Source organism: Streptomyces sp. NPDC002701, assembly GCF_042889045.1.
Taxonomy (GTDB): Bacteria; Actinomycetota; Actinomycetes; order Streptomycetales; family Streptomycetaceae; genus Streptomyces.
Genome location: NZ_JBIAQL010000037.1, coordinates 1 through 23,297 on the forward strand (window position 1 = coordinate 1; position 23,297 = coordinate 23,297).

Annotated in this window: 2 protein-coding genes; both read right to left on the reverse strand. The window is 74.7% G+C overall.

Annotated features, from left to right (window positions below; genetic code table 11):
* The coding region (locus tag ACFYXC_RS39490) for a type I polyketide synthase (protein WP_389557678.1) at positions 1–5,930 on the reverse strand (5,930 nt) is incomplete at its 3' end.
* Positions 5,931–6,025: 95 nt separating this feature from the next.
* On the reverse strand, positions 6,026–23,050 hold the full coding sequence (locus ACFYXC_RS39495; protein ID WP_389557681.1) for an SDR family NAD(P)-dependent oxidoreductase: 17,025 nt from the start codon (positions 23,048–23,050) through the stop codon (positions 6,026–6,028).
* Positions 23,051–23,297: the final 247 nt, after the last annotated feature.

Sequence of the window (23,297 nt, forward strand, 5' to 3'; positions counted from 1 at the left end):
TCACCCGAGCGCAACGCCTGCGCCGCCCAGTGCAACGCCACCAAGGACGACGAGCACGCCGTGTCCACGGTCACTGCCGGGCCCTCGAACCCGAAGGTGTAGGAGACGCGGCCGGACGCGATGCTGGGCGCACTGCCGTTGCTGCGGAAGCCTTCGTACTGCTCGTCGGCGAGCATGTTGCCGTAGTCGTTGTACATGACGCCGGCGAAGACACCCGTCTGGCTGCCGCGCAGCGACACCGGGTCGATGCCGGACCGCTCGATCGCCTCCCACGTCGTCTCCAGCAGCAACCGCTGCTGCGCGTCCGTCGCCACCGCCTCCCGCGGACTCATCCCGAAGAAGTCGGGGTCGAAGGCACCGGCCTCGTGGAGGAAGCCGCCGGCCTTGGTGTAGGTGGTACCGGAGGCATCCCGGTCCGGGTTGTAGAGGGTGTCGATGTCCCAGCCACGGTTCACCGGGAACTCCGTGACGGCGTCCACGCCCTCGGAGACGACGCGCCAGAGGTCCTCGGGCGAAGAAACCCCACCCGGATAACGGCACGCCATCCCGACGATGACCACCGGGTCGTCCGCCAGTGACGGCAGCACCGACACCGGCACCGCCACGGCCGACTCCACCCCACCGAACAGCTCGTCCAGCAGATACCCCGCCAGCGCCTGTGCCGTCGGGTAGTCGAAGACGACGGTCGCGGACAGCCGCAGGCCCGTCGCCTTGCCCAGCCGGTTGCGCAGCTCCACCGCGGTCAGCGAGTCGAAGCCCAGATCCTGGAAGGCCCGCGCCGGATCCACCGTCAGCGCACCGGAATGCCCCAGCACCACCGCGATCTGACCCCGCACCAGATCGAGCAGGACCTCCCGCCGCTCCTCGGCGCCCAGCGCCTCCAGACGCTGCACCAGACCCGCCGTCGCCGCCGTTCCCCCGGCCGCCGAACGACGGGTACGGCGGCGGACCAGTCCGAGCATCATGGGGTGCGGGTCGGCCTGCGCACGCAGCGCGGCCAGGTCGAGCCGTACGGGCAGGACGAGCGGCTCACCGGAGGCCAGGGCGGCGTCGAACAGCGCCGTGCCCTGGTCGGGGGTGAGTTCGGGCATTCCCGCCCGGGCGATGCGGCGCACATCGGTGTCGGAGAGGGTGCCGATCATGCCGGCGTTCTGGGTCCACGGGCCCCAGGCCAAGGAGGTGGCGGGCAGGCCGAGGGAGCGGCGGTGGGCGGCCAGGGCGTCGAGGAAGGTGTTGCCCGCCGCGTAGTTGGCCTGGCCGGGGCCGCCGAGGACGCCGGACATGGAGGAGAAGAGGACGAAGGCGTCCAGGTCGAGGTCCTTCGTCGCCTCGTGCAGGTTCCACGCCGCGTCCACCTTCGCCCGCAGCACACCCGCCAACCGCTCCGGCGTCAACGACTCGACGGTGCCGTCATCCAGCACACCAGCGGAATGCACCACCGCACCCACCGCATACCGCGACACCAACTCCGCCACCGCACCGGCATCCGCCACATCACACGCCTCGACCGACACCCGCGCACCGGCCGCCGACAACTCGGCAACCAGCTCGCCGGCACCCGCCGCGTCCGCACCGCGCCGGCTCACCAACAGCAGTTCACGCACACCGTGCTCCGCCACCAGATGCCGGGCCACGGTCCGGCCCAGACCACCCGTCCCACCTGTCACCAGCACCGGCCCGCGCTCCCACCGCGGACCCGCGCCCAAAGCCGCATCCGCAGTGACCCGGGCCAGGCGCGGCACCCGCACCCCACCAACGCCCACCACGGCCTCCGGCTCACCCACCGCCAGAGCAGCACGCACCGATCCCGCATCCACACCGGACTCGACACCCAACAGAGCAAACCGGTCCGGATGCTCCGACACCGCCGAGCGCACCAGACCGCGAACAGCCGCAACCGACAGATCACCACCGCCCTCGGCGCCCTGGATGACGAACACCAGACGCGAGTCGGCGAACCGCTCCTCCGCCAGCCACGAGCGGACCAACTCCAGCACCCGCACCGCAGCACCATGCACGGAACCAACGACATCAGCGGCGTCGAGGGAAACACCGGCCTCGACGAGCACCGTTCCCGGCACCGCACCGGCACCGGCCAGCTCCTCAAGACCCGCGAACGCCACGAACCCGTCACCCGACAGCCCCGCGACCGCCGATAGCCCCGCAACCTCACCCAGCACACCCACCGGACCCGCCGCGGCACCGGCCTCAATGGCCCGGGCCGCGACCCACTCCACCTGGAACAGCGAGTCACGGGTCGAGTCGTCGGTCCCGGCCGGACCGGAGGCGACTGCGCGCAGGACCAGGTTCTCGACGCTCGCGACGGGGGCGCCGGCCGGGTCGACCACGGCGACCGTGGCGGACTCGTCGCCGGTACGGGTCATGCGGACGCGTACCGCCTGGGCGCCGGAGGCGTGCAGGCACACTCCTTCCCAGGAGAACGGGACCACGCCCTTGGCGAGGCCGCCTAGAGCGGAGATGTGCAGGGACGCGTCGAGCAGCGCCGGGTGCAGTCCGTAGGCGGCGGCGTCACGCTCGGCACCCTCGGGCAGGGCGACCTCGGCGAAGACCTCGTCGCCGCGCCGCCAGGCGGCCCGCAGGCCCTGGAAGAGCGGGCCGTAGCGGTAGCCGCCCTCGGCCATGCGCTCGTAGAGGCCGGTGAGGTCGAGGGGTTCGGCGTCGGCGGGCGGCCAGACCGTCGTGTCGAAGTCGGCGGTGCGCTCGCCGGGGGCCAGGACGCCGGTGGCGTGCTCGGTCCAGGGCAGGTCCTCGGCGCTCTCCGGGCGGGACCGGGCGGTGAGGGCACGGCGGCCTGCGGCGTCGGCCGGACCGACGTGCAGGTGCAGTTGCACACCGCCGTGTTCCGGGAGGACCAGAGGGGCGGCGAGGGTGAGTTCCTCGACGCGCTCGCAACCGACCTCGTCCCCGGCCCTGACCGCCAGTTCGACGAAGGCGGTGCCGGGGAGCAGGGCGTCGCCCATGACGACGTGCTCGGCGAGCCATGGATGGGTGCGCAGCGACAGCCGGGTGGTGAGCAACAGGGCGCCGGTGTCGAAGAGTTCGACGGCGGCGCTGAGCAGGGGGTGGCCGGCGGCGCGGAGACCCGCGGACTCGACGTCCCCGGCGGCCGACAGGGTGGGCACGGGCCAGTAGCGCTCATGCTGGAAGGCGTAGGTCGGGAGGTCGGTCAGCCGGGCGCCGGTGCCGTCGAGGACGGCGGTCCAGTCGACGGTCACACCGGTGGTGTGGAGCCGGCCGAGCGCGTCCAGCGTGGCGCTCTCCTCGTCGCGGTCCTTGCGCAGCAGCGGGACCAGGACCGCGTCCTCACCCGCGCTCTCGCGCGCCATACCGCTCAGCACACCATCGGGACCCAGCTCCAGGAACCGGGACACGCCCTGCTCCACCAGCACCCGCACCCCGTCGTCGAAACGCACCGCCTCCCGGACATGACTCACCCAGTAGTCCGGGGTGACCAGTTCACCGGCCTCCGCGATCCGGCCACTCACGTTCGACACCACCGCAAGCCCCGGCTCGCCGAACGACAGCCCCGCCACCACCTCCCGGAACTCCGCGAGCATCGGCTCCATCAACGGCGAGTGGAACGCATGCGACACCCGCAGCCGGGACGTACGCCGCCCCAAACCACGGAACACCTCCGCCACACCCTCCACCGCGGCCTCGACACCCGACACCACCACCGACGACGGACCGTTCACCGCGGCGACCGACACACCCTCGGCGGATCCGAGGTGCTCCCGCACCTCCGCCTCAGTGGCCTCCACCGCCACCATCGCGCCACCATCAGGCAATGCCTGCATCAACCGCCCACGCGCCGCGACCAGGGCACAGGCGTCCGCCAGCGAGAACACCCCCGCCACATGCGCAGCCGCCACCTCACCGATCGAATGCCCGGCCACGAACTCCGGCCGCACACCCCACGACTCCACCAACCGGAAGAGAGCGACCTCGACGGCGAACAGACCCGCCTGCGCGTAGGCCGTGCCGTTGAGAACCGACTCGTCCTCGCCCCACACCACGTCCCGCAGCGGACGGTCCAGATGCGCATCCAGCCCGGCGCACACCGCGTCGAAGGACTCGGCGAACACCGGGAAACGCGCGGACAACGCACGCCCCATACCCAACCGCTGCGAACCCTGACCCGAGAACAGGAACGCCGTGTAGCCGCCGCGGACGCTGTCCTCCAGGACGGCCGGGTGGGGTTCGGCGGCGGCGAGGGCGGTGAGGGCCGCCTCGGTGGTCGCGGGGTCGGTGGCCAGTACCACCGCTCGGTGCGGGAGCGGGGCGCGGCTGGTGGCGAGGGAGAGGGCGATGTCGGCGGGGCGCGGGGCGGGGGTCCCGTCGCCGGTGTCCGGGGCGTTTCCGAAGTGGGCCAGGAGCCGGGTGGCCTGGGCGCGCAGCGCGGTGTCCGAGCGCGCGGACAGGAGCCAGGGGGTGACGGCCGGGTCGGTCACGGCCGGGGTGTCGGCGGGCGCGTCGTCCTCGGCCGGGGCGGTGCCGTCACCGTCGCCGGCGTCGGTGCTCTCGGGGGTGGCCTGTTCCAGCAGGACGTGGGCGTTGGTGCCGCTGATGCCGAAGGCGGAGACGCCGGCCCGGCGGGGGTGGTCGGCCTCGGGCCAGTCGATCGCCTCCGTGAGGAGTTCGACGGAACCGGTGGTCCAGTCGACGTGCGAGGTGGGGGTGTCGACGTGGAGGGTGGCGGGCAGCAGGCCGTGCCGCATCGCCATGACCATCTTGATGACGCCCGCCACGCCCGCGGCGGCCTGGGCGTGGCCGATGTTCGACTTGATGCCGCCCAGGCGCAGCGGATGTCCGTCGGGACGGTTGCGCCCGTACGTGGCGAGGAGGGCCTGGGCCTCGATGGGGTCGCCCAGGGTGGTGCCGGTGCCGTGTGCCTCGACGGCGTCCACCTGGTCGGGGGTGAGGCGGGCGTCGGCGAGTGCGGCCTCGATGACCCGTCGTTGGGAGGGGCCGTTGGGGGCCGTGAGGCGGCTGCTGGCGCCGTCCTGGTTGACGGCGGAGCCGCGGACCACGGCGAGCACCGGGTGGCCGTTGCGGCGGGCGTCGGAGAGGCGTTCGACGAGGAGGACGCCGACGCCCTCGCCCCAGGAGGTGCCGTCGGCGGCCTCGGCGAAGGGCTTGCAGCGGCCGTCGGCGGCGAGGCCGCGCTGCCGGGAAAACTCGGTGAACAGTTCGGTGGTCGGCATCATGGCGACGCCGCCGGTGAACGCCAGGGAGCACTCGCCGGCGCGCAGGGCGCGGACCGCGAGGTGCAGGGCGACCAGGGAGGAGGAGCAGGCGGTGTCGACGGTGACGGCGGGGCCTTCGAGGCCGAGGGTGTAGGAGATACGGCCGGACAGGACGCTCATGGCGCCGCCGGTGAGGTTGTGGCCCTCGGTCTCCTCGGCGGTGCGGGCGAGCGAGCCATAGTTGGTGTCGGCGCCGCCGACGAACACGCCGGTGTCGGTGTTGCGGAGGGAGGCGGGGCTGATGCGGGCGCGTTCGACGGCCTCCCAGGCGGTCTCCAGGAGGAGCCGCTGCTGGGGGTCCATGGCGAGGGCCTCGCGGGGGGCGATGCCGAACAGGTCGGCGTCGAAGTCTGCGGCGGCGTCGAGGAAGCCGCCCTCGCGGACGTAGCTCTTGCCGGGGGTGCCCGGGTCGGGGTCGTAGAGGGAGTCCAGGTCCCAGCCCCGGTCCTCCGGCAGCGGGCCGACGGCGTCGGTGCCCTCGGCGACGAGCCGCCACAGGTCCTCCGGTGAGCCGACGCCGCCGGGGAAGCGGCAGGCCATGCCGATGACGGCGATGGGCTCGCTCTCCCGTGCCTCGACAGACTCCAGCCGCAGCCGCGTGCGGCGCAGGTCTGCGGTGACCTTCTTGAGGTAGTCGCGGAGCTTGTCTTCGGAGCTTGCCATGGGGTGGATCCTCTGAGTTCGAGAAGGACGCGGTGGCCGGATCGGGGACGGGGCGGGGTCCGCCGGCGCGCTGGTGGCGCGTCGGCGGATGCCGGCTAGGCGAGTCCCAGTTCGTTGTCGATCAGGTCGAACATCTCGTCGTCCGTGGAGGTGTCGAGGTCGGAGTCGTCGTCGTGCTCGGGGCCGTCCTGGGTGGAGCCGAGCTTCCACTGGAGGGCCTTGAGGCGCTGGGCCAGGTGGGCGCGGTCCTGGTCGTCGAGTGCGGCGCCGCCGACGGCGGCTTCGAGGACGGCCAGTTCGGCGAAGACGGGCTGTTCCGGTCCGTCGGTGGCCGTGCCCAGTTCGGTGCGCAGGTGGTGGACGAGCGCTGCCGGGTCCGGGTGGTCGAAGATCAGGGTGGTGGGCAGGGTCAGTCCGGTCTCGGCGTTGAGCCGGTTGCGGAGTTCGACCGCGGTCAGTGAGGACATGCCGAGGTCGAGGAAGCCGCGGCCCGCGTCGAGCGACTCGGCGGAGGCGTGGCCGAGCACGGCGGCGACATGGCCGAGGACGACCCGGTGCAGCAGTGCCTGTTGCCGTGGTCCGTCGAGGCCGGCGAGCCGCTGCCGGAAGTCCGCCGGGCCGTCGCCACCCGTACCCGTGCCCGTACCGGTGCTGGTGCCGGAGGCGGCGGTGCGTCGTGCGGCCGGACGGGCGAGGGCCCGTAGCAGCGGGGGGACCTCGTCGGCGCGCAGGGTGCGGGTGTCGAGCCGTACCGGGACCAGTTGGGCGGTGTCGAGGAGGGTGGCCGTGTCGAGGAGGCCGAGGCCCTGGTCGGCGGTCAGGGGACGAATGCCGGAGCGTGCCAGACGGGCCACGTCGGCGTCGTCGAGGGCTCCCGTGAGTTCGCTGCGGTCCTCCCAGAAGCCCCAGGCGAGGGAGTGCGCGGTGAGGCCGCGGGCGCGCCGGTGCTGGGCGAGGGCGTCCAGATAGGCGTTGGCGGCGGCGTAGTTGGCCTGGCCGGGGCCGCCTGCGACACCGGCGTAGGACGAGAACAGCACGAACGCGGAGAGTTTGGTGTCGCGGGTGAGTTCGTGCAGGTGCCAGGCTGCGTCCGCCTTGGGCCGCAGGACGTGGTCCACACGGTCGGGGGTGAGGCTGTCGAGCAGGCCGTCGTCGAGGACGCCCGCCGCGTGGACCACCGCGGTCAGGGGGTGTTCGGCGGGTACGGCGCCGAGGAGGCGGACGAGTTGCTCGCGGTCGGCCGCGTCGCAGGCGACGATGTCGGTCTCGGCGCCGAGTGCGGTGAGTTCCTCACGCAGGGCGGCCGCGCCGGGGGCGTCGGGTCCGCGGCGGCCGGTGAGCAGCAGGTGCCGTACGCCGTGGCGGGTGACCAGGTGGCGGGCGACGAGGGCGCCGAGGGCGCCGGTGCCGCCGGTGATGAGGACGGTGCCGGAGCCGGTGCCGTCCCCCCAGGGGGCGGTGGCGGCGGGCTCGGGGGCGCCGTCGGGGTGGTCGGCGCGGACCAGGCGCGGCACGGTGACGGTGCCCGCCCGTACCGCGAACTGGTTCTCGCCGGTGTCCGCCGCCGCGGTCACGGCGGCGATCAGGGCGTCGGCCGAGGGGTCCTGACGGTCCGGAGTGTTCGCGACGGCTGCCCGCGCGGCGGGCGTGTCGGGTGCGGCCGGGTCGAGGTCGGCGAGGAGGAAGCGTCCGGGGTGCTCGGTCTGCGCGGAGCGCAGCAGCCCCCAGGCGGTGGCGTCGGCGAGGCCGGGGACGGTGTCGTCCGGGCCGGTGGCGAGGGCGCCCTCGGTGACGACGAGGAGCCGGGTGCCGGTGTGCCGGGGGTCGGCCAGCCAGTCGGTGGCCAGGGCGAGTGCGCGTCGTGCGGAGGTGTGCGCGGCGGCGGCCGGGTCGCCGCCGCTGTCATGACCGGCGTCGTGGCCGTTGTCGTGGCTGTGGGCGGCCACGACCAGGGCGGGCCGTTCGGCCGCGCCGCTGTCGAGGGCCGTGGCGAGGGCCGCGAGGTCGGCGTGGACCTGGACCGTGGCGCCGGTCCGCTCCAGGGCGGCGGTGAGCCGTCCGGGGGTGCCGAGGACCGCCCAGGGGCCGGTGTGCTCCGGTGTTCCGTCGCGGGAGGCGTCGGTCCACGGGATCCAGGTGACGCGGTGCAGGGCGTCCGGGCCGGGGACCGCCGGGAGCCGTTCGGAGCCGGCCGGACGGGTCGTGGCGGTGCCGGTGAGGACGGGGGCGCCGGTGGTGTCGTACGCGTCGACCGTCCAGGTGCCGTCGTCGCCGGGGGTCAGCCGGACCCGGAGCCCTGTGGCGCCGGTGGCATGCACGGTGACGTTCCGCCAGGCGGCGGGCAGGGCCGGCACGGAGGCGTCCTCGGCGGTCGCGGCCAGCGCGAGGACGCCCTGCAGCAGCGCCGGGTGGACGCGGAAGCGGGCGGCGTCGGCGTGGGCGCTGTCGGGCAGGTCGATGTCGGCCAGGACCGTGCCGCCGGAGCGCCGCAGGGACCGTACGGCGTGGAACGGGGCGTCCAGGTCGAGACCGATGCGGTGCAGGAGGTCATGGGCCTCGTCGGTGTCGACGGTGTCGGCCGCGTCATCGGTGACGGCCATGTCGTCGGTGTCGGCGGGCGGCCGGGTGGCCGGTCCCGCCGGGGCGGGGGCGGTGTGCCGCGCGGTGGTGAGGACGCCGGTGGCGTTACGGATCCAGGGGGCGCCGTCCGCCGTGTCGGCGTCCGGGCCGTCCGCGTCCAGGACACGGGAGTGCACGGTGAACATGCGGCCCCCGGAGCCCTCAGCCGTCGTGCCAGCGTCCCCTTCCTCTGCCCGCCCGGTGTCCGCGGAGACGGTGAGCTGGATGTCGACGCGGCCCCGGTCGGGCACGAAGACCGGGGTGAGCTCGTCGAGTTCCGCGACGTGGGGCAGGCCGGTCTCGTCGCCGGCCCGTACCGCCCAGTCGAGGAGGGCGGTGGCGGGGACGACGGCGGTGCCGTGCGTGCGGTGGGCGTCCAGCCAGGGCTGTGCGGCGAGGGAGAGCGAGCCGCTGAGGACGGCCCCGCCGTCGGCGAGCCGCACGGCGGTGTCGAGGCCGGCCGGGTCCGCCTGGGCACCGGTCGCCTCCAGCCAGTACCGCTCGCGCTGGAAGGCGTAGGTCGGCAGGTCGACGGGGCGTCCCTGGGCGACGGCGGGCCGCCAGTCGACGGGCACCCCGGCCACGTGGGCGGCGGCGAGCGCGGTCAGGACACGGGTGGCGCCGCCGTCGTCGCGGCGCAACGAGCCGAGGACCACGGCTCCGGCTCCTGCGCCGGTCGCGGCTCCGGTCGATGTTCCGGTCCCGGTTCCGCTTGCGGTTCCGGTCCGGGTTCCGGCGGAGGTGACGGTGTCCTCGATGCCGACGGTGAGCACCGGGTGCGGACTGCATTCGACGAACACGTCGTGGCCCTGCTCGACGAGGGCCTTCAGGGAGTCCTCCAGACGGACGGTGCCGCGCAGGTTGCGGTGCCAGTACGCGCCGTCGAGGCCGGTGCCGGGCAGCCAGTCGGCGGTGACGGTGGAGAAGAACGGGATGTCGCCGTCGCGGGGTTCGAGGCCGGCCAGGGCGGCGGGCAGGCTCTCGGCGAGCCGGTCGACGTGCGCCGAGTGGGAGGCGTAGTCGACGGGGATCCGGCGGGCGCGTACGTGCTGCTCCCGGCAGGTGGCGAGAAGGGTGTCGAGGCCGTCGGTGTCGCCGGACACCACGACGGAGGAGGGCCCGTTGACGGCGGCGACGCAGACGCCGGGCAGGTCGGCGAGGAGTGCGGTCACCTGCTCGTGCGGGGCGGCGACGGCCACCATGCCGCCGTGGCCGGAGAGTTCGCGGGCGATGGCCAGACTGCGGACGGCGACGACCTCGGCGGCGTCGGCGAGGGAGAGCGCTCCGCTGACGGCGGCCGCGGCGATCTCGCCCTGCGAGTGGCCGAGTACGGCGGCGGGCTTGAGGCCGTGGGCGCGCCACACCTCGGCGAGGGCGACCATCACCGCCCACAGGGCCGGTTGGGCGACGTCGACCCTGTCCAGCGAGGGAGCGTCGTCGGCCCGGCGCAGCACCTCGGTGAGCGACCAGTCGACGTGCGGGGCGAGGGCGGCCTCGCAGGCCGCGATGCGGTCGGCGAACACCGGGGAGTCGTCGAGGAGTTCGGCGCCCATGCCCTCCCACTGGGTGCCCTGGCCGGGGAAGACGAGGACGACCCGGCGGTCTCGGCCGGCGCCCCGCCCGCCGCTGACGACGGACGCGGAGGGGCTGCCGTCGGCGAGGGAGGCGAGCCCGGCCCGGAAGTCGCCCGGGGCGGTCCCGACGACGACCGCCCGCTTCTCCAAGGAGGCGCGACGGGTCACCAGGGAGTGGGCGATGTCGGCCGGAGCGGTTCCCGGGTGGGTGTCCAGGTGGGCCAGGAGCGCCTTGGCCTGACCGCGCAGGGCGGCCTCGCTGCGGGCGGACAGCACCCACGGCAGGGGACCGGTGGCTCCCTGGGCGGCGTCGGTGTCGGTCCCGGTGCCCGCTTCGGAGGGGGCGGAGGTGGCGTAGGCACCCGATACGTCGTGGCCGGCCGGGGTGTCGGCCGGGGCCTCCTCCAGGATGACGTGCGCGTTGGTGCCGCTGATGCCGAAGGAGGAGACGGCGGCGCGGCGCGGCCGGGCCACGGCGGGGACGGGCCACTCGGTGGCCTCGGTGAGCAGCCGGACGCCGTCGCCCTCCCAGTCCACGTGCGGGGTGGGCGCGTCGATGTGCAGGCTCTTGGGGAGCGTCCCGTGCCGCAGCGCGAGCACCATCTTCATCACGCCTGCGACCCCGGCGGCGGCCTGGGTGTGGCCCAGGTTGGACTTGACGGAGCCGAGCAGCAGCGGGTGGGCGCCGTCCCGTTCGCGGCCGTACGTGGCCAGCAGGGCCTGGGCCTCGATGGGGTCGCCGAGCCGGGTGCCGGTGCCGTGCGCCTCGACGGCGTCGACCTCGGCGGCGCCGATGCCCGCGTCGGCGAGGGCCTGGCGGATGACGCGCTGCTGGGCGGGGCCGTTGGGGGCGCTGAGGCCGTTGCTCGCGCCGTCCTGGTTGACGGCGGAACCGCGGACCAGGGCGAGCACCTGGTGGCCGTTGCGGCGGGCGTCGGAGAGCCGCTCGACCAGGATCAGACCGACGCCCTCGGAGAAGCCGGTGCCGTCGGCGGCGGCGGCGAACGGCTTGCAGCGGCCGTCGGCGGCCAGGCCGCGCTGGCGGGAGAAGTCCACGATGATCTCGGGCGAGGACATCACGGTGACACCGCCGGCCAGTGCCATGGTGCACTCGCCGCGCCGCAGTGCCTGGAGCGCCATGTGCAGGGCGACCAGGGAGGAGGAGCAGGCGGTGTCGACGGTGACGGCCGGGCCCTCCAGGCCCAGGGTGTAGGCGACGCGGCCGGAGACGATGCTGTTGGCGTTGCCGTTGTTGACGTACCCGGCGATCTCGTCGGGCACGTGGGCCACGCGCTTGAGGTAGTCGCTGGAGGACAGGCCGGCGAAGACGCCGGTACGGCTGCCGCGTACGGAACGGGGATCGATGCCCGCCCGTTCGAAGACCTCCCAGGAGGTCTCCAGGAGGAGCCGCTGCTGCGGGTCCATCGCCAGGGCCTCGCGCGGGGAGATGCCGAAGAAGTCGGCGTCGAAGTCGGCGGCGTCGTGCAGGAAGCCGCCCTCGCGGGTGCGGGAGCTGCCCTGGTGCTCGGGGACGGCGTCGTAGAGCCGGTCGAGGTCCCAGCCGCGGTTGCCGGGGAAGGGCGCGATGGCGTCGGTGCCGTCGGCGAGGAGACGCCACAGGTCCTCGGGGGAACGGACGTCGCCGGGCAGGCGGCAGGCCATGCCGACGACGGCGAAGACCTCGTCGTCGCCGTGCGCGGCGGGGGCCGGGGCGGGGGCGGCGGGCAGCGCCGCGGGGGTGCCGTCGGAGAGTTCACCGTCCAGGAAGGCGGCGAGGTCGGCGACGGTCGGGTGGTCGAAGACGAGGGTGGCGGGCAGCCGCAGTCCGGTGGCGCCGTTCAGCCGGTTGCGCAGTTCGACGGCGGTCAGCGAGTCGAAGCCGAGGTCGCGGAAGGCGCGGCCGTCGTGCAGCTGTTCAAGGTCGGCGTGGCCGAGGACGGCCGCGGCATGGGTGCCGACCAGGTCGCGCAGGACGCCGAGCCGGTCGTCGGCGGACCGGCCCGCCAGGCGCAGCCGCAGTCCGTCGGTGCCGGTGGCGGCGCCCGCGTCGGCGGTGCGCCGGACCGGGCCCCGGTACAGGGCGCGCAGCAGGTGCGGGATCTCGCCGCCGGAGGCGCGCAGCTGCCCGGTGTCGAGGCGGATCGGCACCAGGTGCGGGCGCTGTTCGGCGAGGGCGGCGTCGAAGAGGGCCATACCGTCGGCGGCGGACAGCGGCAGGACGCCGGAGCGGCGTACCCGGGCGAGGTCGGTGTCGTCGAGGTGGCCGGTCAGGGAGCTGGTGTCGGCCCACAGGCCCCAGGACAGGGAGGTGGTGGGCAGGCCCTCGGCGCGGCGCCGGTGGGCGAGCGCGTCGAGGTAGGTGTTGGCGGCGGCGTAGTTGGCCTGTCCGGCGTTGCCGAAGACGCCGGCGCCCGCGGAGAACAGCACCAGGTCCGCGAGGTCGAGGCCGCGGGTGAGGTGGTCCAGGTGGCGGGCGGCGTCGGCCTTCGGGGCCAGGGCGGTGCGCAGCCGGTCGGGCGTGAGGGACTCCAGGACGCCGTCGTCGAGGACGCCGGCGGCGTGCACGACCGCGGTGAGCGGGTGTTCGGCGGGCACGGCGGCGAGGACCGCGGCGAGCGCGTCGGCGTCGGCGGCGTCGCAGGCGGCGAGGGTGACGCGGGCGCCCGACTCCTCCAGTTCCGCGCGGAGTTCGGCGGCGCCCGGGGTGTCGGGGCCGCGGCGGCCGGTGAGGACCAGGTGCCGCATGCCGTGCCGGGTGACGAGGTGGCGGGCCAGGATGCCGCCGAGGACGCCCGCGCCACCGGTGATGAGGACGGTGCCCTCGGGGTCCCAGGCGCGCGGCAGGGTGAGGACGATCTTGCCGTAGTGCTTGGCCTGCGCCATGTGGCGGAATGCCTCGCGGGAGTGGCGTACGTCCCAGGTGACGGTGGGCAGCGGGCGCAGGGCGCCGGAGGCGAAGAGGTCCGTCAGGTCGCGGAACATCTCCTGGATGCGGTCCTCGCCCGCCTCGCGGAGTTCGTACGCCTGGTAGAGGGTGACGGCCGGGTGGTCGCGGACGACCTGTCCGGGGTCGCGGACGTCGGTCTTGCCCATCTCGACGAGGCGTCCGCCGGGGGCGAGGAGCCTCAGCGAGGCGTCGACGAACTCACCGGCCAGGGAGTTGAGGACGACGTCCACGCCGCGGCCTTCGCTGACGGCGCGGAAGCGGTCCTCGAAGCCGGGGGTGCGGGAGGAGGCGAGGTGGCTGTCGTCCCAGCCGTCGGCGCGCAGGAGTGCGCGCTTGTGGTCGCCGGCGGTGCCGTAGACCTCGGCGCCCCAGTGGCGGGCGAGCTGGACGGCGGCCATGCCGACGCCGCCGGCCGCGGCGTGCACGAGGACGGACTCCCCGGCGTCGAGGCGGGCGAGGTCGCGCAGGCCGTAGTAGGCGGTGAGGAAGGCGACGGGGACGGAGGCGGCCTGCGTCCAGGTCCAGCCCTCGGGTACGGGGGCGACCATGCGGGCGTCGGCCACGGCGTGCGTGGCGAAGCCGCCCGAGACCAGGCCCATGACGCGGTCGCCGGGGGCGAAGTGCGTGACGCCCTCGCCGACGGCGGTGACCACGCCGGCGGCCTCGGCGCCCAGCAGGACGGCGGGGCCGGGGTACATGCCGAGGGTGTTCAGCACGTCGCGGAAGTTGAGTCCGGCGGCCCGCACCTCGATCAGTACGTGTCCGGCGGCCGGCCCGTCCGTGATCTCGGGGCAGGCGACGAGGTCGAGCTTGTCGACGGAGCCCTTCTCCAGGAGGTCCAGCCGCCATGCCCCGGCGCCGGACGGCACGGTGAGGACGTCGGCGGTACGGGGCCGGACCAGGCGCGGCGCGTACATGTCGCCCTGCCGGACGGCGAGTTGGGGTTCGCCCGTGGTGAGCGCGGCGGGCAGGGCCCGCCAGGAGTCGTCGTGGATGTCGAGGTCGACGAGGACGAGGCGGCCGGGGTGCTGGGACTGGGCGGAGCGCACCAGACCCCAGACGGCGGCGCCGGGCAGGTCGTGGGCGGGGTCGCCGGAACCGGTGGCGACGGCGCCCCGGGTGACGACGACCAGCGGGGTGCCGTCGGCGCGGTCGTCCGCGAGCCAGCCCTGGACGGTGGCGAGCACGTCGTCGAGGACGGCGTCGGGCACGTCCTGGGTGTCCTGCGCCGCGGTGTCCTGCGCCGCGGTGTCCCCCGCTGTGGTGGACCCCGCCGACGCGGCTCCGGCGAACAGCAGGACGGCGCCGGGCAGTCGGCCGGTGACCTCGTGGTGCTCGGTCAGCTCGGCGAGGGTGGCAAAGGCGGGCAGCGGGGTACCGCTGGCGTCGGGAGCGTCGGCCGGGGTGCCGAGGACGGCGAGGCCGGTGACGGCGGGTACGGCGGCGGACGGGGTGACGGGGCTCCAGTCGAGCCGGAACAGCCAGTCGCGGGCGGCACGGGCGGACGCGTCGAGGGTCTCGGCGGCGACCTCCCGCACGACGAGGGACTCGACGACGGCGACCGGTGCCCCGGTCGGATCGGTCATGTGGACGGTGACGGTGTCCTGCCCGGCCGGCGAGACCCGCACCCGCAGCGCGGTGGCTCCGACGGCGTGCAGCGACACCCCGGACCAGGCGAACGGCACGACGGTGCGGCCGTCTCCGCCCGGAACGAGGTTGGCCGCGTGCAGGGCGGCGTCGAAGAGGGCGGGGTGGATGCCGAAGCGTCCCGCGTCGCCGCGGACCTGTTCGGGCAGGACGACCTCGGCGAACAGGTCGTCGCCACGGCTCCAGGTGGCGCGGACACCCTGGAAGACGGGCCCGAACTCATAGCCGCGGCCGGCGAGGAGGTCGTAGAAGCCCTCGGCGGCGACGGCGGTCGCACCGTGCGGCGGCCACACGGTGAAGTCCTCGGGCCCGTCCACGACGGGGTCATTCGGCTCGGCGAGGGTGCCCTGGGCGCGCAGCGTCCACAGGTCCTCCGGGTCACCGTCGAACCCGGACTGCCCGGCCGGCCCGGCGGACGCCGCGGACCGGGTGTGGACGGTGACGGGTCGGCGGCCGGACGCGTCGGCCCCGCCGACCGCGATCTGCACCTGGACCTCGCCCCGCTCCTGGAGGACGACGGGGGCCTGCAGCGTGAGCTCGTCGACCTGACCGCAGCCGAGGGCGTCACCGGCGCGGATCACGGACTCGACGAGCGCGGTGCCGGGCACGATCACGGTGCCGGACACGGCGTGGTCGGCGAGCCAGGGGTGGGTGCGCAGCGACCAGCGGGCGGTGGCCACCAGGCCGTCACCGCTCGCGAGTTCGACCGAGGCGCCGAGCATCGGGTGGTCGGGCGAGTCGAGACCGGCGGAGGTCACGTCCCCGCCGAGGTCGGCGAAGCGCGGCCAGTAGTGCTGCCGCTGGAAGGCGTACGTGGGGAGGTCGACGCGGCGGGGCCGGGTGCCCTCGTAGTACGTGTCCCAGTCGACGTCGGCGCCCAGTGCCCATGCCTCGCCCAGGGAGAGGGTGAACCGTTCCGGGCCGCCCTCGTCGCGGCGCAGCGTGCCGACCACACCGGCGCGCGCGCCCGCGTCCTCGATGGTCTCCTGGATCCCGGTCGCGACGACCGGGTGCGCGCTCACCTCGACGAAGACGTGGAACCCGTCGGCCAGCAGCGCACGCGTCGCCGCCTCGAACTGCACCGTCCCGCGCAGATTGCGGTACCAGTAGCCGCCGTCCAGTTCGGCGGTGTCGATCACCGACCCGGAGACGGTGGAGTAGAACGGCACCGCGCAGGACCGTCCGACGACCGGGGCCAGCAGGTCCGCGAGCTCCTCCTCGATCCGCTCGACGTGCGCCGAGTGCGAGGCGTAGTCCACGACCACCCTGCGCGCCCGGACGCCGGTCTGCTCGCACCGGGCCAGGAACTCGTCCAGGGCGTCGGCGTCACCGGAGACGACGACCGACGCCGGCCCGTTGACGGCGGCGACGCCGATCCGGCCGTCGAAGGCGGTCAGCAGCTCGCGCACCTCCCGCACGCCCCGCGCGACCGACACCATGCCGCCAAGGCCGGACAGGGCGCGCAGCGCGCGCGACCGCAGCGCCACCACCCGCGCGCCGTCCTGCAGGGACAGCCCGCCGGCCACGACCGCGGCGGCGATCTCCCCCTGCGAGTGACCCAGCACCGCGGCGGGCTCCACGCCCCGGGACCGCCACACCTCGGCGAGGGACACCATGACCGCCCACAGCGCGGGCTGGACGACGTCCACGCGCTCCAGCGACGCCGCGCCCTCCACACCGTTCAGGACATCCGGCAGCGACCAGTCCACGAACGGCTCCAGCGCCGCCGCGCACTCCGCGACCCGCGACGCGAACACCGGTGACGTCGCCAGGAGTTCGGTCGCCATGCCGGCCCACTGCGAACCCTGGCCCGGGAAGACGAACACCACGTCGCCGGAGCCCTCGCCCGCGACGCCCTCCACGACACCGGCGGCGGACTCGCCCGCGGCCAGCGCGTCGAGGCCCGCGAGCAGTGCCTCCGTGTCCCGGCCGACGACCACGGCACGGTGGTCCATGGCCACGCGGGTGGTCACCAGCGAGTACGCCACGTCCAGCGCCCGCGCGTCCGACGAGCGGACGGCGGCGGCCAGTCGTGCGGCCTGCTCGCCCACGGCCGCACGGGACTTGGCCGACAGCATCCACGGCGACCACGACGGAGCGGCGGCCGTGTCCACCCCGGGTTCGGCGGCCGGAGCCTCGCCGTCGGCGGGCTCGGGCGCCGGAGCCTCCTCCAGGATGAGGTGGCCGTTGGTACCGCTGATCCCGAAGGAGGAGACACCGGCGCGACGGGGGCGGCCGGTGTCCGGCCAGGGCGTGGCCTCGGTGGTGAGGCGTACGGCGCCGCTCGACCAGTCGACCACGGGGGTCGGCCTGGTGATGTGGAGGCTCTTGGGCAGGGTGCCGTGCCGCATCGCCAGGATCATCTTCATCATGCCGGCGACACCGGCGGCGGCCTGGGTGTGGCCGATGTTCGACTTCAACGAGCCCAGCAGCAGCGGGCGTTCGGGGGCGCGGTCCTGGCCGTAGGTGGCGAGGATGGCCTGCGCCTCGATGGGGTCGCCCAGCGGGGTGCCGGTGCCGTGCGCCTCGACCACGTCGACGTCGGCGGGCGTCAGGCCCGCGTTGGCCAGGGCCTGGCGGATGACACGCTGCTGGGAGGGTCCGTTGGGGGCGGTCAGGCCGTTGGAGGCGCCGTCCTGGTTGAGGGCGGAGCCGCGGATCACGGCGAGCACGGGGTGGCCGTTGCGGCGGGCGTCGGAGAGCCGCTCCAGGAGCACCAGGCCGACCCCCTCGGCGAAGCCCATGCCGTCCGCGCCCTCCGCGAACGCCTTGCAGCGGCCGTCGGCGGCCAGCCCGCGCTGGCGGGAGAACTCCACGTAGGGCTCGGGTGTGGACATGACGGTGACACCGCCCGCCAGTGCCATGGTGCACTCGCCGGTGCGCAGCGACTGGAGTGCCAGGTGCAGGGCGACCATGGAGGAGGAGCAGCCGGTGTCCATGGTGACGGCGGGGCCCTCGAAGCCGTACGTGTAGGACAGGCGGCCGGAGGCGATGCTGGAGGCGTTGCCGGTCATCAGGTGGCCGGCGAGCTGCTCCTGGGCGGCGGCGCCGCCGAGCCGGACCTGGTAGTCGGTGGTGATGCTGCCGACGAAGACGCCGGTGGCGCTGTTGCGCAGGGTCCCCGGGTCGATGCCGGCGCGCTCGAAGGTCTCCCAGGAGGTCTCCATCAGCAGGCGCTGCTGGGGGTCCATCGCCAGGGCCTCGCGCGGGGAGATCCCGAAGAACGCCGGGTCGAATCCGGCGACGTCCTGGATGAAGCCGCCCTCGCGGCTGTAGGTGGTGCCGTGCCGGTCGGGGTCCGGGTCGTACAGCGCGTCGAGGTCCCAGCCGCGGTCCTCGGGCGGGGTGGACACGGCGTCCAGCTCGGCCGCCATGAGGTCCCACAGCTCTTCGGGCGTGGTGACCCCGCCGGGGAAGCGGCAGGCCATCGCGACGACGGCCATCGGTTCGTCGGTGACGCCCGCGGAGACCACGGCGGGCGCGGCGGCGGTGCGGTCCTCGCCGAGGAGCAGGGTCCGCAGATGCGCGACGACCGCCGTGGTGTTCGGGTGGTCGAAGAGCAGGGTGGTGGGGAGCTTGACGTCGGTGGCGGTGGTGATCCGGTTGCGGACCTCCACGGCGGTCAGCGAGTCGAAGCCCAGGTCCTTGAAGGCCCGGTTGACGTCGACGGCGTCCGGCGAGGAGTGGCGCAGGGCGGTGGCGACCTCGGCCCGGACCAGGTCGGTGAGCAGGCGGTCCTGCTCGGCGGGTGCGAGGGAGCGCAGCCGGTCGCGCAGGGCGTGGGTGTCGGGCGCCGCGGCGGCGGCCGCCTCCAGGGCGCGGCGGACCTCCGGCAGGTCCCCGACCAGCGGGCTGGGCCGGGCCGCCGTCATGACGGCGGCGTACGAGCGCCAGTCCACGTCGACGACGGTGGCGTGCGGGGTGCCTTCGGCGACGGCGGCGCGCAGCGCGGCGACGGCCGTCTCGGGGTCCATGGGGGTCAGACCGTCGTGGCTCATCCGGTCGGTGAGCACGTCGGCGGTGGCCATGCCGGCGTCGGCCCACGGGCCCCAGGCCACGGAGGTGACGGGCAGGCCCTCGGCACGCCGCTGCTCGGCCACGGCGTCCAGGTAGGCGTTGGCGGCGGCGTAGTTGGCCTGTCCGGCGTTGCCGAGGACGCCGACGATCGACGAGAACAGCACGAACAGGGTGAGCGGGTGGTCGCGGGTCAGCTCGTGCAGGTGGGCGGTGCCCGCGGTCTTCGGGCGCAGGACTGTCTCGAAGCGGTCCAGGGTGAGGGAGTCGAGGACGCCGTCGTCGAGGACACCGGCGGCGTGCACCACACCGGTGAGGGGCAGCTCGGCGGGGAGGCCGTCCAGGAGGCGGGCGAGCTGCTCACGCTCGGCCACGTCGCAGTCGGTGACGGTGACCTGGGTGCCGAGGCCGGTCAGCTCCTCCACCAGCTCGGCCACGCCGGGGGCATCCGGGCCGCGGCGGCTGGTGAGGACCAGGTGCCGGGCGCCGGAGGCGGCCAGCGAGCGGGCCACCTGGGCGCCGAGCGCGCCGGTGCCGCCGGTGATCAGGACTGTGTCGTGCGCGCCCCAGCCGCCGATTCCGTCGTCGTCACCGGACCGGCCGGCGGCGCGCGCGGAGTCGACGGCATCCGAGGAGTCCGCAGAGTCCGTGGTGCTTGCGGCGCCGTCCTCCGAGGCACTTCCCGCGTCCGTGGTCGCCGGACCGTCGGTGGCCGTGGACGGCTCGGGGAGCGGCATACGCGCCAGGCGGCGCGCGTAGGCTCCGGAGGACCGTACGGCGATCTGGTCCTCGTCGCCGCCGAGGAGGGCGGCCAGCCGGGTGAGGGCCCGGGCGTCGGGCTCGGCGGGCAGGTCGGCCGACCCGCCCCAGGTGTCGGGGAGTTCGAAGGCGACGGCCCTGCCGAAGCCCCAGGTCCCGGCCTGGACCGGCGAGGTCAGCGGGTCACGGCTGTCGACCGAGACCGCGCCGCGGGTCAGGGCCCACACCCGGGTCCCGGTGCCGGACAGGGCGTGCACCAGGTCCTTGGCGGCGGCGAGACCGCGCGGCACGGCGGGGTGGCCGGGGTGGGGGCGCTCGTCGAGTGCGAGCAGCGACAGCACCCCGGCGGGTTCGTCGTCGGCAGCCCCGGGGCCGTCCTCCGCCGTGCCGGCGAGCAGGTCGGTGAGGGCGGCGGTGTCCTCGTCGCCGGTGAGGTCGTGGCGCTCGATCCGCAGACCGCGGGCGGTGAGGGCGCCGAGGACGCCGGCCACCCACGGGTCGTCGGCGTGCCCCGCCGGGACGAGCGCCGGCCAGCGGCCCGCCGGAACGGTGCCGTCGGCCCCGGTCAGGGTGGTCCAGGTGACGCGGTAGCGCCAGGCGTCGAGGGTCGAGCGCAGGGTGCGGCGGCGACGCCAGGAGGCGAGCGCGGGCAGCAGGGTGCCGAATGCCTCGACGTCGTCCCCGGTGACCTCCAGGACGGAGGACAGGCGGGTGATGTCACCGCTCTCGACGGCCGACCAGAAGTCGCCGTCGGCGGGGTCGCCGGCGGACGCGGTGGCGGCCGGCTCGGCGGGCGTCAGCCAGTACCACTCACGGCTGAACGGATAGGTGGGGAGGTCGACGCGGCGCGGCCGGGTGCCGCCGTAGTACGTGCCGTAGTACGTGTCCCAGTCGACGCCGGCGCCCAGCGCCCACGCCTCGCCCAAGGACAGGACGAACCGTTCCGGGCCGCCCTCGTCACGGCGCAGGGTGCCCACCACACCGGCACGCACTCCGGCGTCCTCGATGGTCTCCTGCACCCCGGTGGCCACCACCGGATGCGCACTGACCTCCACGAACACGTGGAAGCCGTCCGCCAGCAGCGCACGCGTTGCCGCCTCGAAGCGCACCGTCCCGCGCAGGTTGCGGTACCAGTACGAGCCGTCCAGGTCCGCGGTGTCGACCGGCTCGCCCGAGACCGTCGAGTAGAACGGCACGGCACACGGACGCGGCGCCACCGGAGCCAGCAGCTCCGCCAACTCCTCCTCGATACGCTCCACATGGGCCGAGTGCGAGGCGTAGTCGACCGCGATCCGGCGGGCCCGTACACCGGCCTCGCCACATGCGGTCACGAAGGCGTCCAGCGCGTCCGCGTCGCCGGACACCACCACCGACGACGGGCCGTTGACCGCCGCCACACCTATCCGGCCCTCATGGTCCGCCAGCAGCTCGCGGACCTCGTCCACGCCACGCGCGACCGACACCATGCCGCCAAGGCCGGACAGTGCGCGCAGCGCGCGCGACCGCAGCGCCACCACCCGCGCGCCGTCCTCCAGCGACAGACCACCCGCCACCACCGCCGCGGCGATCTCGCCCTGCGAGTGGCCCACCACCGCGGCAGGCGACACACCCCGCGAGCGCCACACCTCGGCCAGCGACACCATCACCGCCCACAGCGCGGGCTGCACCACGTCGACCCGCTCCAACGACGCCGCGCCCTCGACACCGTTCAGGACGTCCAGCAGCGACCACTCCACGAACGGGGCGAGCGCCTCCGCGCATTCCGTGACGCGGGACGCGAACACCGGGCTGGTCGCCAGCAGTTCGACGGCCATCCCGGTCCACTGCGAACCCTGTCCCGGGAAGACGAACACCACGCCCTCCGAGCCCTCCCCCGCGGCCCCCTCCACCACCCGGGCGGAAGGCTCGCCGGCCGCCAGCGCGTCCAGCCCGGCCAGCAGTTCGTCCGTGTCCCGGCCCACGACCACCGCACGGTGGTCCATCGCCACCCGCGACACCGCCAGCGAATGCGCCACGTCCAGCACCGACGCGTCCGACGCGCGTACCGTCGCGGCCAGCCGGGCGGCCTGCTCCCCCACCGCCGCACGTGACTTCCCCGACAGCACCCACGGCAACCAGGCCGGGCCGCCGGCCGTGTCCGTGTCCGTGTCGGGAATCTCAGGGGTGTCCTCGGCGGGAGCCTGTTCCAGGACCAGGTGGGCGTTGGTGCCGCTGACCCCGAAGGAGGACACGGCGGCGCGGCGCGGGCGGCCGGTCTCCGGCCAGGGTGTGTGTTCGGTGAGCAGTTCGACGCCGCCGTCCGCCCAGTCGGCGTGCGGGGTGGGCGCGTCGATGTGGAGGCTCTTGGGCAGGGTGCCGTGCCGCATGGCCTGCACCATCTTGATGACGCCGCCGACCCCGGACGCGGCCTGGGTGTGACCGGTGTTCGACTTCAGCGAGCCGAGGAGGAGGGGGCGTTCGTCACCGCGGTCGCGGCCGTAGGTGGCGAGCAGGGCCTGCGCCTCGATGGGGTCGCCGAGGGTCGTGCCGGTGCCGTGCGCCTCGACCACGTCGACCTCGGCGGAGGTGAGGCCGGAGTCGATGAGGGCCTGGCGGATCAGCCGCTGCTGCGAGGGACCGTTGGGCGCGGTGAGGCCGTTGGAGGCGCCGTCCTGGTTGATGGCGGAGCCGCGGATCACCGCCAGGACGGGGTGGCCGTTGCGGCGGGCGTCGGACAGGCGCTCCAGCAGGATCAGTCCGACACCCTCCGACCAGGCGGTGCCGTCGGCGGCGGCGGCGAACGCCTTGCAGCGGCCGTCGGCGGCCAGCCCGCGCTGGCGGGAGAACTCGGTGAACATCTTCGGTGTCGACATGACCGTGGCGCCGCCGGCCAGCGCCAGGGAGCACTCCCCCTGGCGCAGGGACCGTACGGCCAGGTGCAGGGCCACCAGGGAGGACGAGCAGGCGGTGTCCACCGTGACGGCGGGGCCCTCGAAGCCGTACGTGTAGGACAGACGGCCGGAGGCGACGGCGACCGTGTTGCCGGTGAGCAGGTGGCCGGCGACCTCTTCCTGGCGTCCGCGGGAGGCGCCGTCGTAGTCGCCGTGGCCGGTGCCGACGAAGACGCCGGTGGTGCTGCCGGTCAGGGTGTCGGGCACGATACCGCCGCGCTCCAGGGCCTCCCAGGAGGTCTCCAGGAGCAGGCGCTGCTGCGGGTCCATGGCCAGCGCCTCGCGCGGGGAGATCCCGAAGAAGGCCGGGTCGAACTCGCCGGCCTCGTGCAGGAAGCCGCCCTCGCGCGCGTACGTGGTGCCGTGGTGGGCCGGGTCGGGGTGGAAGAGCCGGTCGAGGTCCCAGCCGCGGTTGGCGGGGAACGCGGAGATGGCGTCCACGCCGTCCCGGGCCAGCTCCCACAGCTCCTCGGGGGAGCGCACGCCGCCGGGGTAGCGGCAGGCCATGGCGACGACGGCGACGGGCTCGCGGTCCCGGTTCTCGGCCTCGCCGAGCTGCTGCCGGGCCTCCTGGAGGTCCGCCACGGCCCGCTTGAGGTACGCGCGGAGCTTGTCCTCGTTCGACGACATCAGGTGCTCACCTCTCCATGAGACTCCGGAACACGCACACACGTGAGAACGCGGGAAGCGTCGATCTCCGGATTCCACGCCCCGACCCTGCTGGTGACGGCCGGCGGGCGCGGAGCCCGTCCGGCACATCCGGTCCGGGTCGGCTGTCCGACCCGGTCCGGCAGCCAGTCTGACCGTCATGGACTGCGGGTTTCCCTAAAGGATGGAGAGGACAGCCGCAAGGCCCCGGCCCCGTGGCTGTCCACGG

Coding starts and splice junctions, on each gene's coding strand:
- ACFYXC_RS39495 (WP_389557681.1), bottom strand. CDS start 23,050: ATGTCGTCGAACGAGGACAAGCTCCGCGCGTACCTCAAGCGGGCCGTG.